At 37.2% G+C, this 16,516-nt stretch carries 21 protein-coding genes; 6 read left to right on the top strand and 15 right to left on the bottom strand.

What is annotated here, in order from left to right; genetic code table 11:
* Positions 1 to 92: 92 nt before the first annotated feature.
* Genes V7127_RS20195 through typA form a run of 3 tightly spaced genes read right to left on the bottom strand, consistent with a single transcriptional unit; the run spans position 93 to position 2,581 of the window.
* Complete coding sequence (locus V7127_RS20195; RefSeq protein WP_335488996.1) at positions 93 to 383, bottom strand: hypothetical protein; 291 nt, start codon at positions 381 to 383, stop codon at positions 93 to 95.
* 17 nt (positions 384 to 400) lie between these two features.
* Positions 401 to 718, bottom strand: a complete 318-nt coding sequence (locus tag V7127_RS20190; protein WP_335344759.1) for a YlaH-like family protein — start codon at positions 716 to 718, stop codon at positions 401 to 403.
* Between the two features lie 24 nt (positions 719 to 742).
* Positions 743 to 2,581, bottom strand: a complete 1,839-nt coding sequence (gene typA, locus V7127_RS20185) for a translational GTPase TypA (RefSeq protein ID WP_335344758.1) — start codon at positions 2,579 to 2,581, stop codon at positions 743 to 745.
* Positions 2,582 to 2,761: 180 nt separating this feature from the next.
* Here typA and V7127_RS20180 point away from each other — a divergent pair, with 180 nt between their 5' ends.
* The gene (locus tag V7127_RS20180; RefSeq protein WP_335344757.1) at positions 2,762 to 2,947 is read left to right on the top strand and encodes a DUF5325 family protein; all 186 of its coding nucleotides are present in this window, start codon (positions 2,762 to 2,764) and stop codon (positions 2,945 to 2,947) included.
* A gap of 41 nt (positions 2,948 to 2,988) precedes the next feature.
* On the opposite strand, the gene V7127_RS20175 is transcribed toward V7127_RS20180, so the two are convergent.
* On the bottom strand, positions 2,989 to 3,786 hold the full coding sequence (locus V7127_RS20175) for an inositol monophosphatase family protein (protein ID WP_335344756.1): 798 nt from the start codon (positions 3,784 to 3,786) through the stop codon (positions 2,989 to 2,991).
* 274 nt (positions 3,787 to 4,060) lie between these two features.
* Positions 4,061 to 4,255 carry a hypothetical protein gene (locus V7127_RS20170; protein ID WP_335344755.1) on the bottom strand — a complete coding sequence of 65 codons (195 nt, stop codon included), beginning with the start codon at positions 4,253 to 4,255 and terminating at the stop codon, positions 4,061 to 4,063.
* A gap of 238 nt (positions 4,256 to 4,493) precedes the next feature.
* Here V7127_RS20170 and V7127_RS20165 point away from each other — a divergent pair, with 238 nt between their 5' ends.
* A complete protein-coding gene (locus V7127_RS20165; protein WP_335354283.1) occupies positions 4,494 to 5,114 on the top strand; it encodes a YktB family protein in 621 nt (206 codons plus the stop codon).
* Positions 5,115 to 5,187: 73 nt separating this feature from the next.
* Here V7127_RS20165 and V7127_RS20160 read toward each other — a convergent pair whose 3' ends face one another.
* Positions 5,188 to 5,463 carry a UPF0223 family protein gene (locus V7127_RS20160; protein ID WP_335344753.1) on the bottom strand — a complete coding sequence of 92 codons (276 nt, stop codon included), beginning with the start codon at positions 5,461 to 5,463 and terminating at the stop codon, positions 5,188 to 5,190.
* Positions 5,464 to 5,500: 37 nt separating this feature from the next.
* On the bottom strand, positions 5,501 to 6,460 hold the full coding sequence (locus V7127_RS20155) for an NAD(P)H-dependent flavin oxidoreductase (protein WP_335344752.1): 960 nt from the start codon (positions 6,458 to 6,460) through the stop codon (positions 5,501 to 5,503).
* A 225-nt stretch (positions 6,461 to 6,685) separates the two neighbouring features.
* On the opposite strand from V7127_RS20155, the gene V7127_RS20150 reads away from it, so the two are divergent.
* Positions 6,686 to 8,155, top strand: a complete 1,470-nt coding sequence (locus tag V7127_RS20150) for an aminotransferase class I/II-fold pyridoxal phosphate-dependent enzyme (RefSeq protein ID WP_335488993.1) — start codon at positions 6,686 to 6,688, stop codon at positions 8,153 to 8,155.
* A gap of 69 nt (positions 8,156 to 8,224) precedes the next feature.
* On the opposite strand, the gene V7127_RS20145 is transcribed toward V7127_RS20150, so the two are convergent.
* Together V7127_RS20145 and V7127_RS20140 are read right to left on the bottom strand one after the other, a co-directional pair.
* Positions 8,225 to 8,353: a GapA-binding peptide SR1P gene (locus V7127_RS20145; protein WP_335344750.1), complete on the bottom strand. Its 129-nt coding sequence runs from the start codon at positions 8,351 to 8,353 to the stop codon at positions 8,225 to 8,227.
* A gap of 144 nt (positions 8,354 to 8,497) precedes the next feature.
* Positions 8,498 to 8,797, bottom strand: a complete 300-nt coding sequence (locus V7127_RS20140; protein WP_335354284.1) for a DUF3055 domain-containing protein — start codon at positions 8,795 to 8,797, stop codon at positions 8,498 to 8,500.
* Positions 8,798 to 9,119: 322 nt separating this feature from the next.
* Between V7127_RS20140 and V7127_RS20135 the strand changes: the two genes are divergently transcribed.
* Entirely contained in the window at positions 9,120 to 9,554 is a 435-nt protein-coding gene (locus V7127_RS20135) for a DUF1885 family protein (RefSeq protein ID WP_335354288.1), read from the top strand.
* Positions 9,555 to 9,627: 73 nt separating this feature from the next.
* Positions 9,628 to 9,969 (top strand): hypothetical protein, encoded by a 342-nt coding sequence (locus V7127_RS20130; RefSeq protein ID WP_335354285.1) that lies wholly within the window; start codon positions 9,628 to 9,630, stop codon positions 9,967 to 9,969.
* A 24-nt stretch (positions 9,970 to 9,993) separates the two neighbouring features.
* Here the strand turns inward: V7127_RS20130 and V7127_RS20125 are convergent, their stop codons facing one another.
* The gene (locus V7127_RS20125) at positions 9,994 to 10,236 is read right to left on the bottom strand and encodes a hypothetical protein (protein ID WP_335354286.1); all 243 of its coding nucleotides are present in this window, start codon (positions 10,234 to 10,236) and stop codon (positions 9,994 to 9,996) included.
* Positions 10,237 to 10,517: 281 nt separating this feature from the next.
* Between V7127_RS20125 and V7127_RS20120 the strand changes: the two genes are divergently transcribed.
* Positions 10,518 to 10,871, top strand: a complete 354-nt coding sequence (locus V7127_RS20120; protein ID WP_335488990.1) for a small peptidoglycan-associated lipoprotein — start codon at positions 10,518 to 10,520, stop codon at positions 10,869 to 10,871.
* A 62-nt stretch (positions 10,872 to 10,933) separates the two neighbouring features.
* Here the strand turns inward: V7127_RS20120 and lpdA are convergent, their stop codons facing one another.
* The 5 genes from lpdA to V7127_RS20095 all read right to left on the bottom strand — a co-directional run.
* Positions 10,934 to 12,343 (bottom strand): dihydrolipoyl dehydrogenase, encoded by a 1,410-nt coding sequence (lpdA, locus tag V7127_RS20115; protein ID WP_335348406.1) that lies wholly within the window; start codon positions 12,341 to 12,343, stop codon positions 10,934 to 10,936.
* 3 nt (positions 12,344 to 12,346) lie between these two features.
* Entirely contained in the window at positions 12,347 to 13,645 is a 1,299-nt protein-coding gene (locus V7127_RS20110) for a dihydrolipoamide acetyltransferase family protein (protein WP_335348407.1), read from the bottom strand.
* 128 nt (positions 13,646 to 13,773) lie between these two features.
* On the bottom strand, positions 13,774 to 14,751 hold the full coding sequence (locus V7127_RS20105) for an alpha-ketoacid dehydrogenase subunit beta (RefSeq protein WP_335348408.1): 978 nt from the start codon (positions 14,749 to 14,751) through the stop codon (positions 13,774 to 13,776).
* 3 nt (positions 14,752 to 14,754) lie between these two features.
* Positions 14,755 to 15,876 carry a pyruvate dehydrogenase (acetyl-transferring) E1 component subunit alpha gene (gene pdhA, locus V7127_RS20100; protein WP_335348409.1) on the bottom strand — a complete coding sequence of 374 codons (1,122 nt, stop codon included), beginning with the start codon at positions 15,874 to 15,876 and terminating at the stop codon, positions 14,755 to 14,757.
* A gap of 517 nt (positions 15,877 to 16,393) precedes the next feature.
* A partial coding sequence (locus tag V7127_RS20095; RefSeq protein WP_335488999.1) for a YkyA family protein occupies positions 16,394 to 16,516 on the bottom strand: 123 nt, incomplete at its 5' end.

Here is a 16,516-nt window from a genome sequence, read left to right as displayed (position 1 = left end):
AGGATTGGCTTGTGACCTCGAGGGGGTAGGCGCTGGAGTTAGACAATTCAAAAGAGGGAGGCCTTTGCCTCCCTCTTTTGTCATATAAAATCCTACTCTTCTGGGTAATTTACATATTTTTCAGGTTCCGATTTAATCTGATTCAGCATGACTTCAATAAGTTCTATTGGAAAACGGGATTTTTTTCTTTCTCGGTCTTGATCAAAGTGAACATAGTACATGATTTCATCTTTTTCAATTTGAATATCTGATAGTCCGTGCTCTTCTATTAGCATATCCTCAAACATTTTTACTGTTTCAGCTGCAGCTTTATCATCTGGCCGTTCCAAAATAACAACTTTAATCGATAGCCAATTATACAAAGTATCTTGTAATGATTTCATATTATATCATCTCCATCCTACACCTGTTTTCCTTCTTGCTTTTTTGACTGATGAAGACGGATTTTGTAAATAATTAATATTAATGCTGCAACTACTAAGCCTTCTGTAATCGGGAGGAATACTGCAAAGAATGTCAGGACAGTACACCCTAGAATAAGAAAGAGATAGATAATAGCCGATTTTGCTAACGGCAATTTTTTCGCAAAACCTAATTTAAATACAATAATACAGAGCAAAATAATGGTCAAATATAACATCCACATTCCTAAGCTTGAATTTTCTTGCACTTTAAATAAAGCAGCGAAAAAAGACAGCCGTTCATTTATATCAACCATTTTCTTCTCCCCCTTAAAAGTTTTTTAGCTCATTTCAGCATATTTTTTCTTTTTCGCAATTCTTTCACGTTCATTTTTATCAAGGATTTTTTTACGTAAACGAATTGATTCTGGTGTTACTTCACAATATTCATCTTCGTTTAAATATTCTAAAGCTTCTTCAAGCGTCATAATACGCGGCTTCTTCATTGTTGTCGTTTGTTCTTTCGTTGCAGAGCGAACATTTGTAGCTTGCTTAACTTTCGTAATATTAACTGTGAGGTCACTTTCACGATTGTGCTCCCCGACAATCATTCCTTCATAAATTTCCGTTCCTGGCTCGACAAAGATTGTTCCACGATCCTCTACCTGCATTATCCCATAGGTTGAAGACTTTCCGCTTTCCATGGAGACGAGAACACCTTGACGTCTTCCGCCGACCTGTCCTTGTGCCATTGGCTGATAGCTATCAAAAGTATGATTGATGATTCCGTAACCGCGTGTTAATGTTAGGAATTCAGTTGTGTAACCAATTAGCCCACGGGCTGGAACATTAAAGATTAAGCGTACTTGACCATTCCCATTATTAATCATATCAATCATTTCGCCTTTTCTAGCTCCAATTGATTCCATAATAGAACCTGTATGCTCTTCAGGTACATCGATTTGCACACGTTCAACAGGCTCGCATCGCACACCATCAATTTCCCTTACAATGACCTCTGGCTTGGATACTTGAAGCTCATATCCTTCACGGCGCATATTTTCAATTAATATAGATAAGTGTAATTCTCCACGGCCTGAAACAATCCACGCATCTGGAGAATCTGTATTATCGACTCGAAGACTTACATCTGTCTGCAGTTGTGAACGGAGTCTTTCTTCCACTTTTCTAGAAGTAAGGTATTTACCTTCTCTGCCGGCAAACGGACTATTGTTCACAAGAAATGTCATTTGCAATGTTGGTTCATCGATACGAAGAATTGGCAAAGCCTCTTGATGTTCAACAGGACATACGGTCTCACCAACATTGATATCCTCCATGCCTGATAGAGCAATTAAATCCCCGGAATAAGCTTCTTCAATTTCCTGGCGTTTAAGACCAAAGAAACCAAAGATTTTTGTTACCCGAAATTGTTTAATGGAACCATCTAGCTTCATTAATGCCACTTGCTGACCAACTTTAATCGTTCCACGAAACACTCGTCCTATACCAATTCTACCTACATAATCATTATAATCAAGTAAAGCTACTTGAAACTGTAAAGGTTCTTCACGATTGTCTACTGGTGCCGGAATATGATTTACTATCGCATCATATAGAGCCTGCATGTTCTCGTCTTGTTTAGATGGATCCGTACTTGCTGTACCATTGATACCTGATGCGTAGATAACCGGAAATTCAAGCTGATCTTCAGTTGCTTCCAGTTCAATAAATAAATCTAGCACCTCATCAATTACTTCCTCTGGACGGGCAAAATCACGGTCAATTTTATTGACTACAACAATCGGTGTTAAATTTTGCTCTAATGCTTTTTTAAGAACAAAGCGTGTTTGTGGCATGCAGCCTTCATAAGCATCAACGATAAGCAGAACACCATCAACCATTTTCATGATACGCTCTACCTCACCGCCAAAATCAGCGTGTCCAGGTGTATCAAGAATATTAATTTTTGTATCTTTATACTGAATCGCGGTATTTTTTGCTAAAATAGTAATTCCGCGTTCTCTTTCAATGTCACCTGAATCCATTGCACGTTCTTCAACATGCTCATTAGATCTAAAAGTGCCAGCCTGCTTAAGCAGCTGGTCAACCATTGTTGTTTTACCATGATCAACGTGAGCGATGATAGCAATATTTCGAATGTCTTCTCTAAGTTTCAAGGAAGTTCCTCCTACCTGTATTTAACAATTAACATCAATTTCACTTTTTCAAATCTATAACTGAGACATTATATCATAAATATAGTGGAAACTTAAATCGTTTTTGTGTAAAATAATTATTTGTAGACAATGTTTTTCATAAGAGGCAAAATAAACACCCAAAATGGGAGGTTACATAAAATGAAACAAATCAAATGGCCATTATTAGCTTTTGCGATTGCGGCCGCACTATGCATGATGGGAATTGGAGTTGCAATTGCTGAAAAAAGTGTTGCAGGGATTATTGGCGCAATCATATTATTAATTTTGACAATGGGCTTTGGATTTAAAACAAAGAAGAAATTGAGAGAAAGCGGACTTCTATAAGATAAAAAAACGACCGCCAAGTTTATTGGACGGTCATTTTTTTACCATTTGCCATTATTTAAATACTTCTCCATTATTTCCTGATGAAGGCCAGGTTTTGAAATAAAAACTGTATTATTTTCAAGCATGCTTAAAGCATCGCCCTTTAATGTAGTGGCAAGACCGCCAAGTTCTTCAACCAATATAATCCCAGCTGCAATATCCCATGGTGCAAGACGCATCGTGATATAAGCATCTAGCCTGCCTGAAGCAATATACGCCATCTCCAAAGCGGCAGATCCATATGAACGAGTTCCTCGTGCATCCTTCACTAATGGAGATAAGAGAGCTGGATCAATGCGTTTATTTTCAGTAACCCATGTGGCATTTATTCCAATAACGGCTTCCGAAATAGACACTTTCTCTAGAGGAGGCAATGGTAGATCATTTAGAAATACCCCGCTCCCCTTCATTGCATGATAAAGCTCATCGTGAACAACATCGTATATTAAACCAACCTTCCCAACACCGTCTTCATAAATTCCAATAGAAATTGCAAAATTCCTCTGCTGATGTATGAAGTTCATTGTCCCATCTATTGGGTCAATGATCCAAACAACACCAGTTAAATTATTTAACTTGTCACCAAAACCTTCCTCACCTAGGATTTTATGGTCGGGAAAACTTTCCTTTATTTTTTTAATGAAAAATTGCTCTGTACTTTTATCAATATCTGTTACTAAGTCATTTGCATTCGTTTTTGTTTGAATGACTAGGGTTTTACTAAAGGACCTTTTGATATTTTCTCCAGCTTCTTTAATCCATTTCGTTGCACAATTATTAATTTCTGTCCAATTCATTGTGGTTGAACCCTCCCCATCATCCCGCATACTCGCTATTTCACCTAAAGGGATATTTATTAATCATACAATAAATAACAATAGCTTAATTGAAGCAGAATGACACTTCAAGCATTATCCTTTCACAGTAGTAATAAATTTAATCGTTTATTGAAAAAACAACAAAACGAACTCCCAAATTTGGTGAAGGAGTTCGTTGTTATAGGTTAAGTCTAATTTCAATATACATTTTCTATTTTCTTTCCCCTTTACCTCTTTCATTCAGACACTTTAGTTAAAGTGCTTTAAGGCGTAAAAGTTCTTGTCTGATTTTTTCAAGTTTTTGTTTACTTTTCAATTGTAAATCTTCATTCTTATCATTCATTGCATCAAATAATGTTGCTAGTTCGTAATCTAATTCTAATCGAAGGACTGCGGTACGTTCTCTTTCGCCTGCTTTGTTTTTAACTGTGTTCATCAGTTGTTTCATAAAAATCACCCCTTTCTAAAAATCTAGTTTAAATTTTCTGACTATTATTTATTTATAATATGAGGAATTTGAGTCAGTTGCAACAAATATGTGTGAATACCTATATTTACAAAAATGCCTGAAGCATAGCGGTTTTTGTTTATGAACAGGTATGCTACAATATTTCAGAATATATTTTTTTTGATAATGACTAAGTATTTTGGATAATTAATACTGTTTAGTTTTGAGGAGGTTGCAAATGTCATTTTCAGGATTTACGAATAAAGATTTTGATGTTTTTAAGATCGATGGACTAGAGGACCGGATGGAGGCCTTAATTACTCATATACGACCAAAACTTGATGAATTAGGACAATATTTTGCTCCAATGCTTGCCATTCAGACTGGAGATGAAATGTATCCACATGTAGCCAAACATGCACGCCGGACAGTAAACCCTCCTAAGGACACCTGGGTTGCCTATGCAAGTAATCCTCGGGGTTATAAAATGCTGCCTCATTTTCAAATAGGACTTTGGGAAACACATGTTTTCATCTGGTTTGCTCTTATATATGAAGCTCCTAATAAAGAAGACTTCGGAAAAAAATTAGAAAAGAATTTAAATAAAATTTATAAACAAACTCCTAAACACTTTGTTTGGTCTGCAGATCACACTAAACCGATGGGACAGCTGCATGGAGAACTGACTAAAGAAGACTTAAAAGACATGTTTATTCGGTTACAAAAAGTAAAAAAAACGGAGATTTTATGCGGCTTACATATTCCAAGAAAAGAAGCAATAGAAATGGATCCTCATGCTTTTCTTGAAAATGCAGAATCTGTTTTTAAAACATTAATACCTTTGTATAAAATGTTTTAAACAAAAGAGAGAGAAAATAGGCAGTGGCCCCTATGGCTTTTTTAGGCGGCCACATGCCATTATTCACATTTTTTTATTTCTTAATTCTAACCTCTTTTCCTGCTTCTGACTCTTTTACAGCCTTTAATGTATGATATGCTGAAAAGCCGCTTACCTCTTCAAACTCATTGCAAATATTTCGTTCCTGGGCTTTACCTGGAACGATTTCTTTAAATCTTCTATACGCATCTAAATATTTTTCACGGTTTACACCTTTCCCATAGATCTCCTCAACTAACTGAAAGTAATGAATAACATCAATTATTTCATCTGTTGACCAATCTGGGTCAATTGGGTATTGGTATTCCATTTCTGTCACCTCTTTTGCCTAAAACATTATTTATGTATTACATTGTCCATTTTTTGCGAATACTCTCTCCATCTGAGATCATTCGACTAAATAGTTCTTGTACAGTTGGAACATCATTAATTAGTCCCATTACTTGCCCTGCCCAAGCAAATCCTTCTTCCTCTATCCCTTCGTGAATATATTTTTTATTAGCCTTCCCGCTAATCAAGTCTTTCAATTGCTCAAAGCCGCCATTTTGCTCCTCAATTGCTAGAATTTTCTCTGTCCATGAATTAGAAATGACTCTGGCCGGAGCCCCTATTGTTTTTTTAATAACAACAGTATCATTTTCACTTCCTTCGACAAGCCTTTTTTTATAGATGTCTGATGCATGAATACACTCCTTAGTCGCAATAAATCTCGTTCCCATTTCAATGCCCTCTGCACCAAGGCTAAGGGCCGCCATAAGCCCCCTGCCATCCCCAATCCCTCCTGAAGCGATTACAGGGATGGAAACTGCATCTACGACTTGAGGGGTTAATACGAACGTTCCAATATCGTCTCGTCCTAAATGACCTCCCCCCTCTTGTCCGACAACCATAACCGCATCTGCACCAAGCTCTTCAGCTTTCACTGCCTGCCTTTTTGCCGCAACGAGAACTAGCTTTTTCACATTTACCCCTTTTAATTGCTCAAAAATGGGAGCTGGGTTTCCACCAGTCATCGAAATAACAGGAACCTCTTCCTCAATCGCCACATCTAAATAGTGTGAAAATGGCCTGCCATGCTGCCCGATGGCAAAATTAACACCAAATGGCTGATTCGTCAATATCTTCACTTTTCGAATTTCTTCTCTTAAAGCATCCGGGCTTTCTAATGACATTGCCGTTACTTGTCCAAGTCCTCCAGCATTCGAAACAGCAGCTGCTAAATCTGAGTAAGCAAGATGGGCAAGCCCTCCCTGTATGATCGGGTATTTAATGTTTAATAATTCTGTTACTCTTGTATTCCAGTTCATAAAAAAACCTCCTTCAAACCCTTATGTATGTTAACTTCTATTTTACTGTTATATTTTCCTGTTAACATCTAAAACTAAAGAAGATAAGATAATTTTCTCCTAAAAAAAATAATACGATTATTACTCATCAAATTTTCTATGCAAAGAAAGGGAATAGTGCTATAATTCAAATGTTTTATGACTTTTTGTGATGCAAAATTATAATTAAAGAGGTGTGGAAATACATTGTCACAATTAGAAACACCGTTATTTAGCGGCTTACTTGCACATGCTAAAAAAAATCCAATTCAATTTCATATACCAGGCCATAAAAAAGGAGCGGGAATTGATCCCGAATTCAGAGAATTCATTGGCCACAACGCACTTTCAATAGACCTTATTAATATCGGTCCTCTTGATGATCTTCATCAGCCTAAGGGTATGATTAAAGAGGCTCAAGATTTAGCTGCAGAAGCTTTTGGTGCTGACAGAACCTTTTTCTCTGTACAAGGAACAAGCGGGGCAATCATGACAATGGTAATGGCCGTGTGTGGACCGGGTGAAAAAATCATTGTTCCAAGAAATGTTCATAAATCAGTTATGTCAGCTATTGTTTTTTCAGGTGCAACCCCGATATTTATTCATCCTGAAATCGATAAAAATCTTGGGATCTCTCACGGAATCACAACCGAATCTGTCTCGAGAGCTCTTGAACAGCACCCTGATGCTAAAGGAATTCTTGTAATCAATCCAACCTATTTCGGGATTTCGGCTGACTTAAAGAAGATTGTAGAAATTGCTCATTCCTATCAGGTTCCCGTTCTTGTAGATGAGGCGCACGGTGTTCACATACATTTTCATGATGAATTACCGCTATCCGCCATGCAGGCAGGAGCTGATTTAGCAGCAACAAGTGTTCATAAGCTTGGCGGATCGATGACACAAAGCTCTATATTAAATATGCGCGGAAACCTTGTTTCAGCCAAAAGGGTACAGACAATTCTAAGTATGCTTACAACAACATCAACATCCTATTTATTGCTTGCCTCCTTGGATGTTGCAAGGAAGCGACTAGCTACGGAAGGAAAAGAATTGATCGATAAAACAATCGAACTTTCACAGTCTATTCGCCGCCGCATAAATGAAATAGAGCATGTTTATTGTGTAGGAGAAGAAATCCTTGAGACTGATGCTGCACATGAATATGATCCAACAAAGCTGATTATTTCTGTTAAGGATCTCGGGTTAAATGGGTTTGATGTAGAAAAGTGGCTGCGTGAAAAGTACAATATTGAAGTCGAAATGTCTGATCTATATAATATCCTTTGTATTATTACACCTGGGGATACTGAATATGAGGGGGATATGTTAGTAAAGGCACTTAAAGAATTGTCAGCGGAAAGACACGGTTTAACTGAAAAGCTTGATACCCAAGTGTTATTGCCTGATATTCCTGTATTAGCTGTTTCACCTCGCGATGCCTTCTATGCTGAAACTGAACTCGTTCCTTTTGATGAATCAGAAGGAAGAATCATTGCAGAATTTATTATGGTCTATCCTCCTGGTATTCCTATTTTTATTCCGGGAGAAATCATAACGAAAGAAAATCTTACTTATATTAAAACAAACATGGAAGCTGGCCTTCCTGTTCAAGGGCCAGAAGATTATGATTTTAAATATTTGCGAGTGATTAAAGAGTATAAAGCTATCAGATAGAAAAGAAATTCAAAGAAAAACCTTCCCGAAATAAATTGGGAAGGTTTTATTTATAAACGAAATTTATTATTATATTTCTTCTTGATGATGGCTTCCCTCACAGCAGCTGCAATCTGCCTTGGAATATAGAACTGTTACTTTCTCATCTTCGAAATAATCAATTGTAGAATTACACGCTTGGCATACAATTGTACCCATTCTTTCATTCCCCTTTGTAATTAAGATCAATTTGAAAACGCTTAATCATCGTTAATTACATAATAATATAACACAATTGTTTTATCAAGGGTTAATTGTATGTCACATTAAGAAATAAAACAGGCTATTTTCAGCCTGTTCTTCTCATTCATATTGGGTATGGAACGTAGTCGCTGGTAAGGTGAGCTTAAAAAATTCACATAAGTCTTCTGCTTGGTGGCGATTATCCAATTTAAAGGCGTGTTGCAAATGTTCAGCATCTTCGAGGTCCTTAGGGTCGAGGAGTGTGGAGCGGCCAGTTTGCATACATACAACAAGAGGTTTTCCGAAAAATAAATTTGTAAACACAATCCCAAAATCATAGCGTGTTAGTTCAGTAGTAAAACCAACAAATCGGACCTTCACATTTTCATGCTCATCATAGAGCTTTTCAAATAGATCCATATTACTCCTCCTTTAATTTTAATATTTAGAATATTATTATAATTTAAATTCAGTTGCATTACAAGGTTTTTGTGAAAAATCTTTGTTAAAGCTGTTATTCGTTTTTATTCAGTGCTAGAATGAAAGGGAAAGTATTATAAGAAAAGCGGAAGCGCCTTGCCCACCCCCGACAAGCACAAGACGAGCCTCACGGAAAGGTGTTCTTTACCTTTTTGTGAGGATTGGCTTGTGACCTTGAGGGGGTAGGCGCTGAAGCTAGACAGTTCTCAAATTCGAGAAAAGTTATACTTTCTTATCTTTTGAAAAAATGGGGGGATGGATGTTGGCAAGTAACGCATACATAAAACTCGTGCCTTCATCAGAAAAAGAACATATTACGACAGATGAAGTAAAAGAATTATTTCAATACTATAAAGCCATTACTGCGAAAACAGGTGACCAAGTTGATTGGAAGTACAATGAAGCTGCTTTTCCATATGAAATAAAAGAAAAACCCGAGGGAAAAGGGAAATGGTTCTATCTGCACTCCAACAATGACAGGTATCACACAATTTTACTAGGAATAGACCAAGAAACAATTCGGAACGAAGATGGATCCGATCGGGAACAATCATATATTCAAGTAACGTTGCCGGAATCAGCTACATTCGGCGATAAAGGGAAAGCTAACGAGTTTTGCCGCTATTTAGCAAAGAAGCTAAAAGGCGAATTGCATTTATTCAATGGAAGAGTTATGTATTTTTATCCCAGAAAATAATAGAAAATAGTAAATAAATAGAAGAACAGCAAAAGGCTGTTCTTCTATTTTGCAATCTAATGAGGTGAATAAATTGTTAACAAAAAAAATAATTTTCTTTGGAGTATTAGCTCTTGTCATCACTTTAAGTACTCCTATTATTTTCGTCTCCTATTTCGAGACAAAACCTGCACAATTAAGTCAGGACATTTTATTTGGCGGACCTTTTCCTTTCGCTGAACAACGGAATTCTCTGCCTGAAGCTGAACATGATTACCCTTTAGAATTAAAGTTTACCTCTCCTCTTGAGAAAGAAACAAACTTTAAGGTAATACCCTTCCTATTTTCGTTTATTTGTTTTTATCTATTTTTCTTCTCTTTATACTACATCATTTCTAGATTTTTCAGTGGACGTCAATTAAAAGAGCCAAAATAAGGGCTCTTTTTCCCTTCCCTCAGCTCAAACTCCCATTAAAGTCATTGTAAAATGAAACGATGCATATAAAGACAAGCTAAGTGCTGTAACAAAGAATGTTTTTTTTACTGATCTCACAATGTAATTTCCAATGATGATAGCTAAATATAAAAATACGAAGAACATCAGTACTTTAAAAATAAGCTGATCGTACCTCGATAGCCACTCAATAAAGGTGTAGCCGCTCCATATAATTAGCTGCAGCAGCAATGCAGTATATACCTTCATTTTTCCACCACCAGATTTGTTATTTCATATCTCTTATTAGCAAAAATTGATTGAGAGCCAAGTTCCAAAGATATATGTCTAAGTAATATATGTTGAACCTGCTCATCTTATTTTTCATTTCTGTAACATTTAGGTGACAAGTCACTAATATCCATTTTTTATGATAAAATACTTATTAATCTCTAATAATTGGATAATTAAACTTAAGTAACTGATACAAATAATGAAAAAGTGAGGAATAGAATATGAAAGTGTTTTTGCTTTTTTTCATAGCCTCTTTCTTGTTTATTACCTCATGCAATCATTTTAAACCTCAAGATGAACTGATTTTTGATAATAATAGAAAGCAAATTATTTTCTTTTCAAATGAAAAGGATTATGAAGAGGAAGCCTCCTACTATGATGCGATTATCGAGCTAAAGAAGGAATTTCCAGACGAAATTAAAAATATGAAAATTATCTCAAGCGACAAAGCCAAAAGATATTATGAAGCATTTGATGTCCAGAGCAGCCCCACTATCTTAATCATTCATCAAGAAAAAGTAATCGTCAAAATTAAGGGTGATACTTCAACAGAACAAATAATCAAACCTTTATCAGATGCCTTAAAAAGTGAATGGTCGACAAGCAATTAACGTATAGTCCTATACATATAAAAAAGTCCTTTTCCAATTGGAAAAGGACTTTTCTGATTATGTTATTTAATAATATGGATCGGACTGCCTAGTGCAACTTCTGCAGCTTCCATTGTAATTTCGCCTAATGTTGGGTGAGCATGAATGGTCATTGCAAGATCTTCAGCCGTCATACCCGCTTCAATAGCTAAGCCTAATTCTGCAATCATATCTGATGCACTTGCTCCAGCAATTTGAGCACCAATCACCAAGCCATCTTCTTTACGTGTGATTAGCTTAACAAACCCATCTGTTGCATCTAACGCAAGTGCACGGCCATTTGCCGCAAATGGGAATTTAGAGGCAATTACCTCAATACCTTCTTCCTTAGCTTGCTGTTCAGTATAACCTACTGAAGCAAGTTCTGGATCAGAGAATACGACTGCAGGAATCCCTAGATAATCAATTTCAGAGCTATGTCCTGCAATGGCTTCAGCAGCAATTTTCCCTTCGTATGAGGCTTTATGTGCTAATTGAGGACCTGCAACAACATCACCAATTGCATAAATATTGCTGATATTCGTACGGCATTGCTTATCTATTTCTATTACGCCGCGGTCACTCATTTTTATGCCTACTTGCTCTAAGCCTAATTCGTCAGTATTTGGGCGTCTTCCTACCATAACGAAGAGATAATCTGCTTCAAGAGTTTTCTCTTCACCTTTAACCTCATACTTCACAGTGACACCATTTTCACTCTCTTCAACACCTTTTGCAAGTGCTTTCGTGATAAATTCGGCACCTTTTTTCTTAAGGTTACGTTTGACAAGAGCCGTCATTTGCTTTTCAAAACCAAGGAGGATATCATCTGCGCCTTCAAGGATTGTTACCTGTGTTCCGAAATTCGCATAAGCACCGCCAAGTTCAATTCCAATTACCCCGCCGCCAATAACAACGATTTTTTCAGGGATTTCTTGAAGAGAAAGTGCCCCTGTTGAATCTAGAACACGTTTTGAATATTTAAATGTTGGAAGCTCAATTGGACGTGAACCTGTTGCAATGATTGCATTTTTAAAGGTATACGTTTGCGCTGAGTTTTCATCCATAACACGGAGAGTGTTGGCATCAACAAAATATGCTTCACCACGTACAATATCAATTTTATTTCCTTTTAATAGACCTTCCACACCGCCAGTAAGTTTTTTCACTACACCGGCTTTAAATTCCTGTACCTTTGTAAAATCAACAGTTACATTCTCAGCTGTAATCCCAATTGAATCAGAATGCTTAGCTGTTTCATAACGGTGTCCTGCAGCAATCAATGCTTTAGATGGGATACATCCCACGTTTAAGCAAACACCGCCTAAATTTGCCTTTTCAACGATAGTCACTTTCTGGCCGAGCTGTGCTGCACGAATAGCAGCCACATACCCGCCAGGACCTGAGCCAATGACAATTGTATCTGTTTCGATTGGGAAATCTCCTACTACCATGTTTTATGCCTCCATTAACAATAGTTCAGGATCGTTTAATAAACGTTTAATATGATTTAACGCATTCTGGGCAGTTGCGCCATCAATGATGCGATGGTCAAAGCTTAATGATAATGTTAATACTGGAGCTGCAACAATTTCACCGTCTTTTACAATTGCCTTTTCCGAAATACGTCCAATGCCTAAAATAGCAACTTCTGGGTGATTGATAACAGGGGTAAACCATTGTCCGCCTGCTGATCCAATATTTGTAATTGTGCAGGAAGCCCCTTTCATTTCCTCAGAAGATAACTTGCCATCACGCGCTTTTGCAGCAAGCTCACTAATTTCATTTGAAATTGCAAACATAGATTTACGATCAGCATCTTTTACAACTGGTACTAAAAGACCCTTTTCAGTGTCTGCTGCTATACCAATATTGTAATAATGCTTTTGTATAATTTCTTGTGCGGCGTCATCAATTGATGTATTCAATACTGGGTATTCACGTAAAGCACTTGTTAATGCCTTCACTACATATGGAAGGAACGTTAACTTAATTCCTTTATTTGCAGCAACTTCTTTGAACTTTTTACGATGAGCTACAAGCTTTGTCACTTCAATTTCATCCATTAAAGTCACGTGTGGAGCTGTATGTTTTGAGTTTACCATCGCTTTTGCAATTGCTTTACGGATGCCGCTCATTTTTTCGCGAGTTTCAGGGTATTGCCCTTGTGGAATAACTTTTTGAACTGGAGCAGCTGCCACTTCTTCAGGTGCTGCCGTTGTTTCTTGTTCTTGAGCCACTGGTTGCTGGACTTGAACTCCCCCGCTTAAGAACGAATCAATGTCGGTTTTTAAGACCCGGCCATTATTACCGCTTCCCGCTACTTGCTGAATATCAACACCTTTATCACGAGCATATTTCCGAACAGAAGGCATCGCGATAATTCGGCGGTCAGATTTAGCACTTGTTTGAGTTTCGGCTTGATTTACTTCAGCTTCACCCGTTTTCTCTGGAGCTTGATCTGCGGGCTTATCATCTTCTTGATGTTCATCGCCTTTGAATTTTAAATTTTCATATCCAGGCGCATCAAATGTAATAAGAACTTGGCCAACAGTTGCAACAGTTCCTTCCCCGACTAAAATTTCTTCAACCGTTCCTTTAACAGGTGAAGGAATTTCTACAACTGCTTTATCATTCTGAACTTCGCATAATACATCATCTTCTTGTACTTTATCGCCTGCTTTAACGAACCACTTAACTATTTCCCCTTCGTGGATCCCTTCACCAATGTCAGGCAATTTAAATTGAAATGACATTTAGAATCATCCTCCTACACTAACAATATAAGGAAGGACAGAAGCTGGAAAGAAGAAAATCGGTATTTGTACCGATTTTCTATTACTTCCTTCATTCTCCCCTTCGAAAGAACATAATTACCTGCTTTTTAGAAAGTTAATACTTTCTTACCAGTTTCAATAATATCCTTATAGTTTGGAAGCCAAACTGTTTCAGCTTGCGGGAATGCAAAAACTGTATCCGGCGCTGCAACGCGAAGGACAGGAGCTTCAAGACTTAAGATTGCACGGTCATTTATTTCTGCTACAACATTAGCAGCAATACCAGCCTGTTTTTGAGCCTCTTGAACGACAATCGCACGTCCTGTTTTTTCAACCGATGCAATAATAGTATCAATATCAATTGGTGATACTGTACGTAAATCGATTACCTCTGCAGAATAGCCTTCTTTTTCCAATTCTTCAGCAGCCTTTAATGCTTCATGCACCATTGCTCCATACGTAATGATCGACAAGTCTTTTCCTTCACGCTTCACTTCAGCTTTACCTAATGGAATTGTGTACTCTTCCTCAGGTACTTCTTGACGGAAAGAACGGTATAATTTCATATGCTCAAGGAAAATGACTGGGTCATTATCACGAATGGCAGAAATTAAAAGCCCTTTTGCATCATAAGGTGTTGATGGAATGACAACCTTTACCCCAGGCTGTTGAGCCATTAACCCTTCCAAGCTGTCAGCATGCATTTCTGGAGTATGTACGCCTCCCCCAAAAGGTGAACGAATAGTCACAGGCGCATTATATCTCCCTCCAGAACGATAGCGCATACGTGCCAGCTGTCCAGAAATAGAATCCATTACTTCATATACGAATCCGAAAAATTGAATTTCAGGTACTGGACGGAAGCCTTGTAAGCTAAGACCAACCGCAAGGCCGCCGATTCCAGATTCAGCTAGAGGTGTATCAAATACACGCTCTTCGCCGAATTCATTTTGAAGGCCTTCAGTAGCACGGAACACGCCACCGTTTACGCCCACATCTTCTCCGAATACAAGAACATTCGGATCATTTTGCAATTCTGTGCGTAAGGCATCAGTAATTGCCTGAATCATTGTCATTTGCGCCATAGCTTACTTCGACTCCTTTTCTTTATATATTTCATATTGTTCTTTTAAGTTATAAGGCATTCCTGCTTCTTCATGCATGATTGAAATGAGATCAGTTACTTTTTGTTTAGGTGTATCATCTGCTTGTTTTATCGCAACTTTAATATCTTCTTTAGCTTTTTCAATTGTTTCATTTTCCATTTCTTCATTCCAAATTCCTTTATCCTCTAAGAACTTGCGGAAACGGACAAGCGGGTCTTTCTTTTCCCACTCATTATCAAGATCAGCTGTACGGTAGCGTGTAGGATCGTCTCCTGCCATCGTATGAGGACCATATCGGTAAGTTAGGGTCTCAATTAATGTTGGGCCTTCCCCATTGATTGCACGCTCACGCGCTTCTCGTACAGCCACATAAACAGCCAATGGATCCATTCCATCAACCTGAATTCCTGGAATTCCAGCTGCAACAGCTTTTTGAGCAAGTGTTTTAGCTGCAGTTTGTAAAGAAACTGGAGTAGAAATAGCGAATCTATTATTTTGAACAATAAAAATTGCTGGAGCCCCATAAGAACCTGCAAAGTTAATTCCCTCATAGAAGTCACCTTGCGAAGTACCGCCATCTCCTGTATAAGTCACAGCAACTGCTTTTGTTCCACGTTTTTTCATTCCTAGTGCTACCCCTGCTGCTTGAATGTATTGAGCACCGATAATAATTTGCGGAGCTATAACATTTACACCTTCTGGAATATTCCCACCCTCATAGTGTCCTCTTGACCATAAGAAAGCTTGAGATAATGGCAGACCATGCCAAATCATTTGCGGAACATCACGATACCCAGGAAGAATAAAATCTTCTTTCTCTAAAGCAAATTGGGAAGCTAATTGAGAAGCCTCTTGTCCTGCTGTTGGTGCATAAAACCCAAGTCTTCCTTGTCTATTTAAAGAAATAGAGCGTTGATCTAGTATGCGTGTATATACCATCCGACGCATTAATTCCTGAAGCTGCTCATCACTTAAATCAGGCATTGCAGATTCATTTACTACTTTTCCTTCCTCATTAAGAATTTGAAACGTTTGAAATTGTTCTTCAACATTTTCAAGCTGCTTCTTAACATCTAATTGTGCCAATCTTGTATTAGAAGCCATACGAGTCACCCTTTCCATTATTTTAAAAGAGACTTAATAATATGAGTACAATACAATTTCTAGATTGCCCAAAACTAAGTTAAAATAGAAAGCCAAAGCAGAGTGAATTGTATTTGGTAAAAAAAGAAAATATTCAGAAATAAATAATTGCCTAGATTCCCTGCTTCATTAGGTTTCCATTTTCTTAAGTTTATAACTTCTATTGTTGTTAACTCATATTCTATCTTATTCTGTATCAATTAAATTTGCAACAGAATTGATACACATTTCTATCAATGATTTTAAGTTTAAATCACATTATTTCTCCCGTCAACTACTTGATATTAAGTTTTTACAACGTTTTCACGTTTTTTAAGTAATTCCCTTCTATAAATTCTGTATTATAATTCTTCGTATCCTGTTCTATAAAAAAACGAAACACTTTCAGTGTGTTATAGCACATCTTTCCAAAGGAAAATTTATGATTGCATTGTAAAATATAACAAGGGCAGCATTTAGTAAATGCTGCCCTTGTTCATTAGTCCTTCATTTTGACGTCTAGTCCGGATTCTTTATAGAATGATAATTTCAATTCATTGTATTGCTTTGTTTTTTCATTAAATTTTTTATTAGCATCAATTATTTTTCCATATGCTTCATT

Origin of the sequence: Bacillus sp. JJ1773, assembly GCF_036962035.1 — a bacterium.
Classification (GTDB): domain Bacteria; phylum Bacillota; class Bacilli; order Bacillales; family Cytobacillaceae; genus Cytobacillus.
Note: the sequence above shows the minus strand (reverse complement) of the source record. Positions and strands in the feature narration are given on the sequence as shown.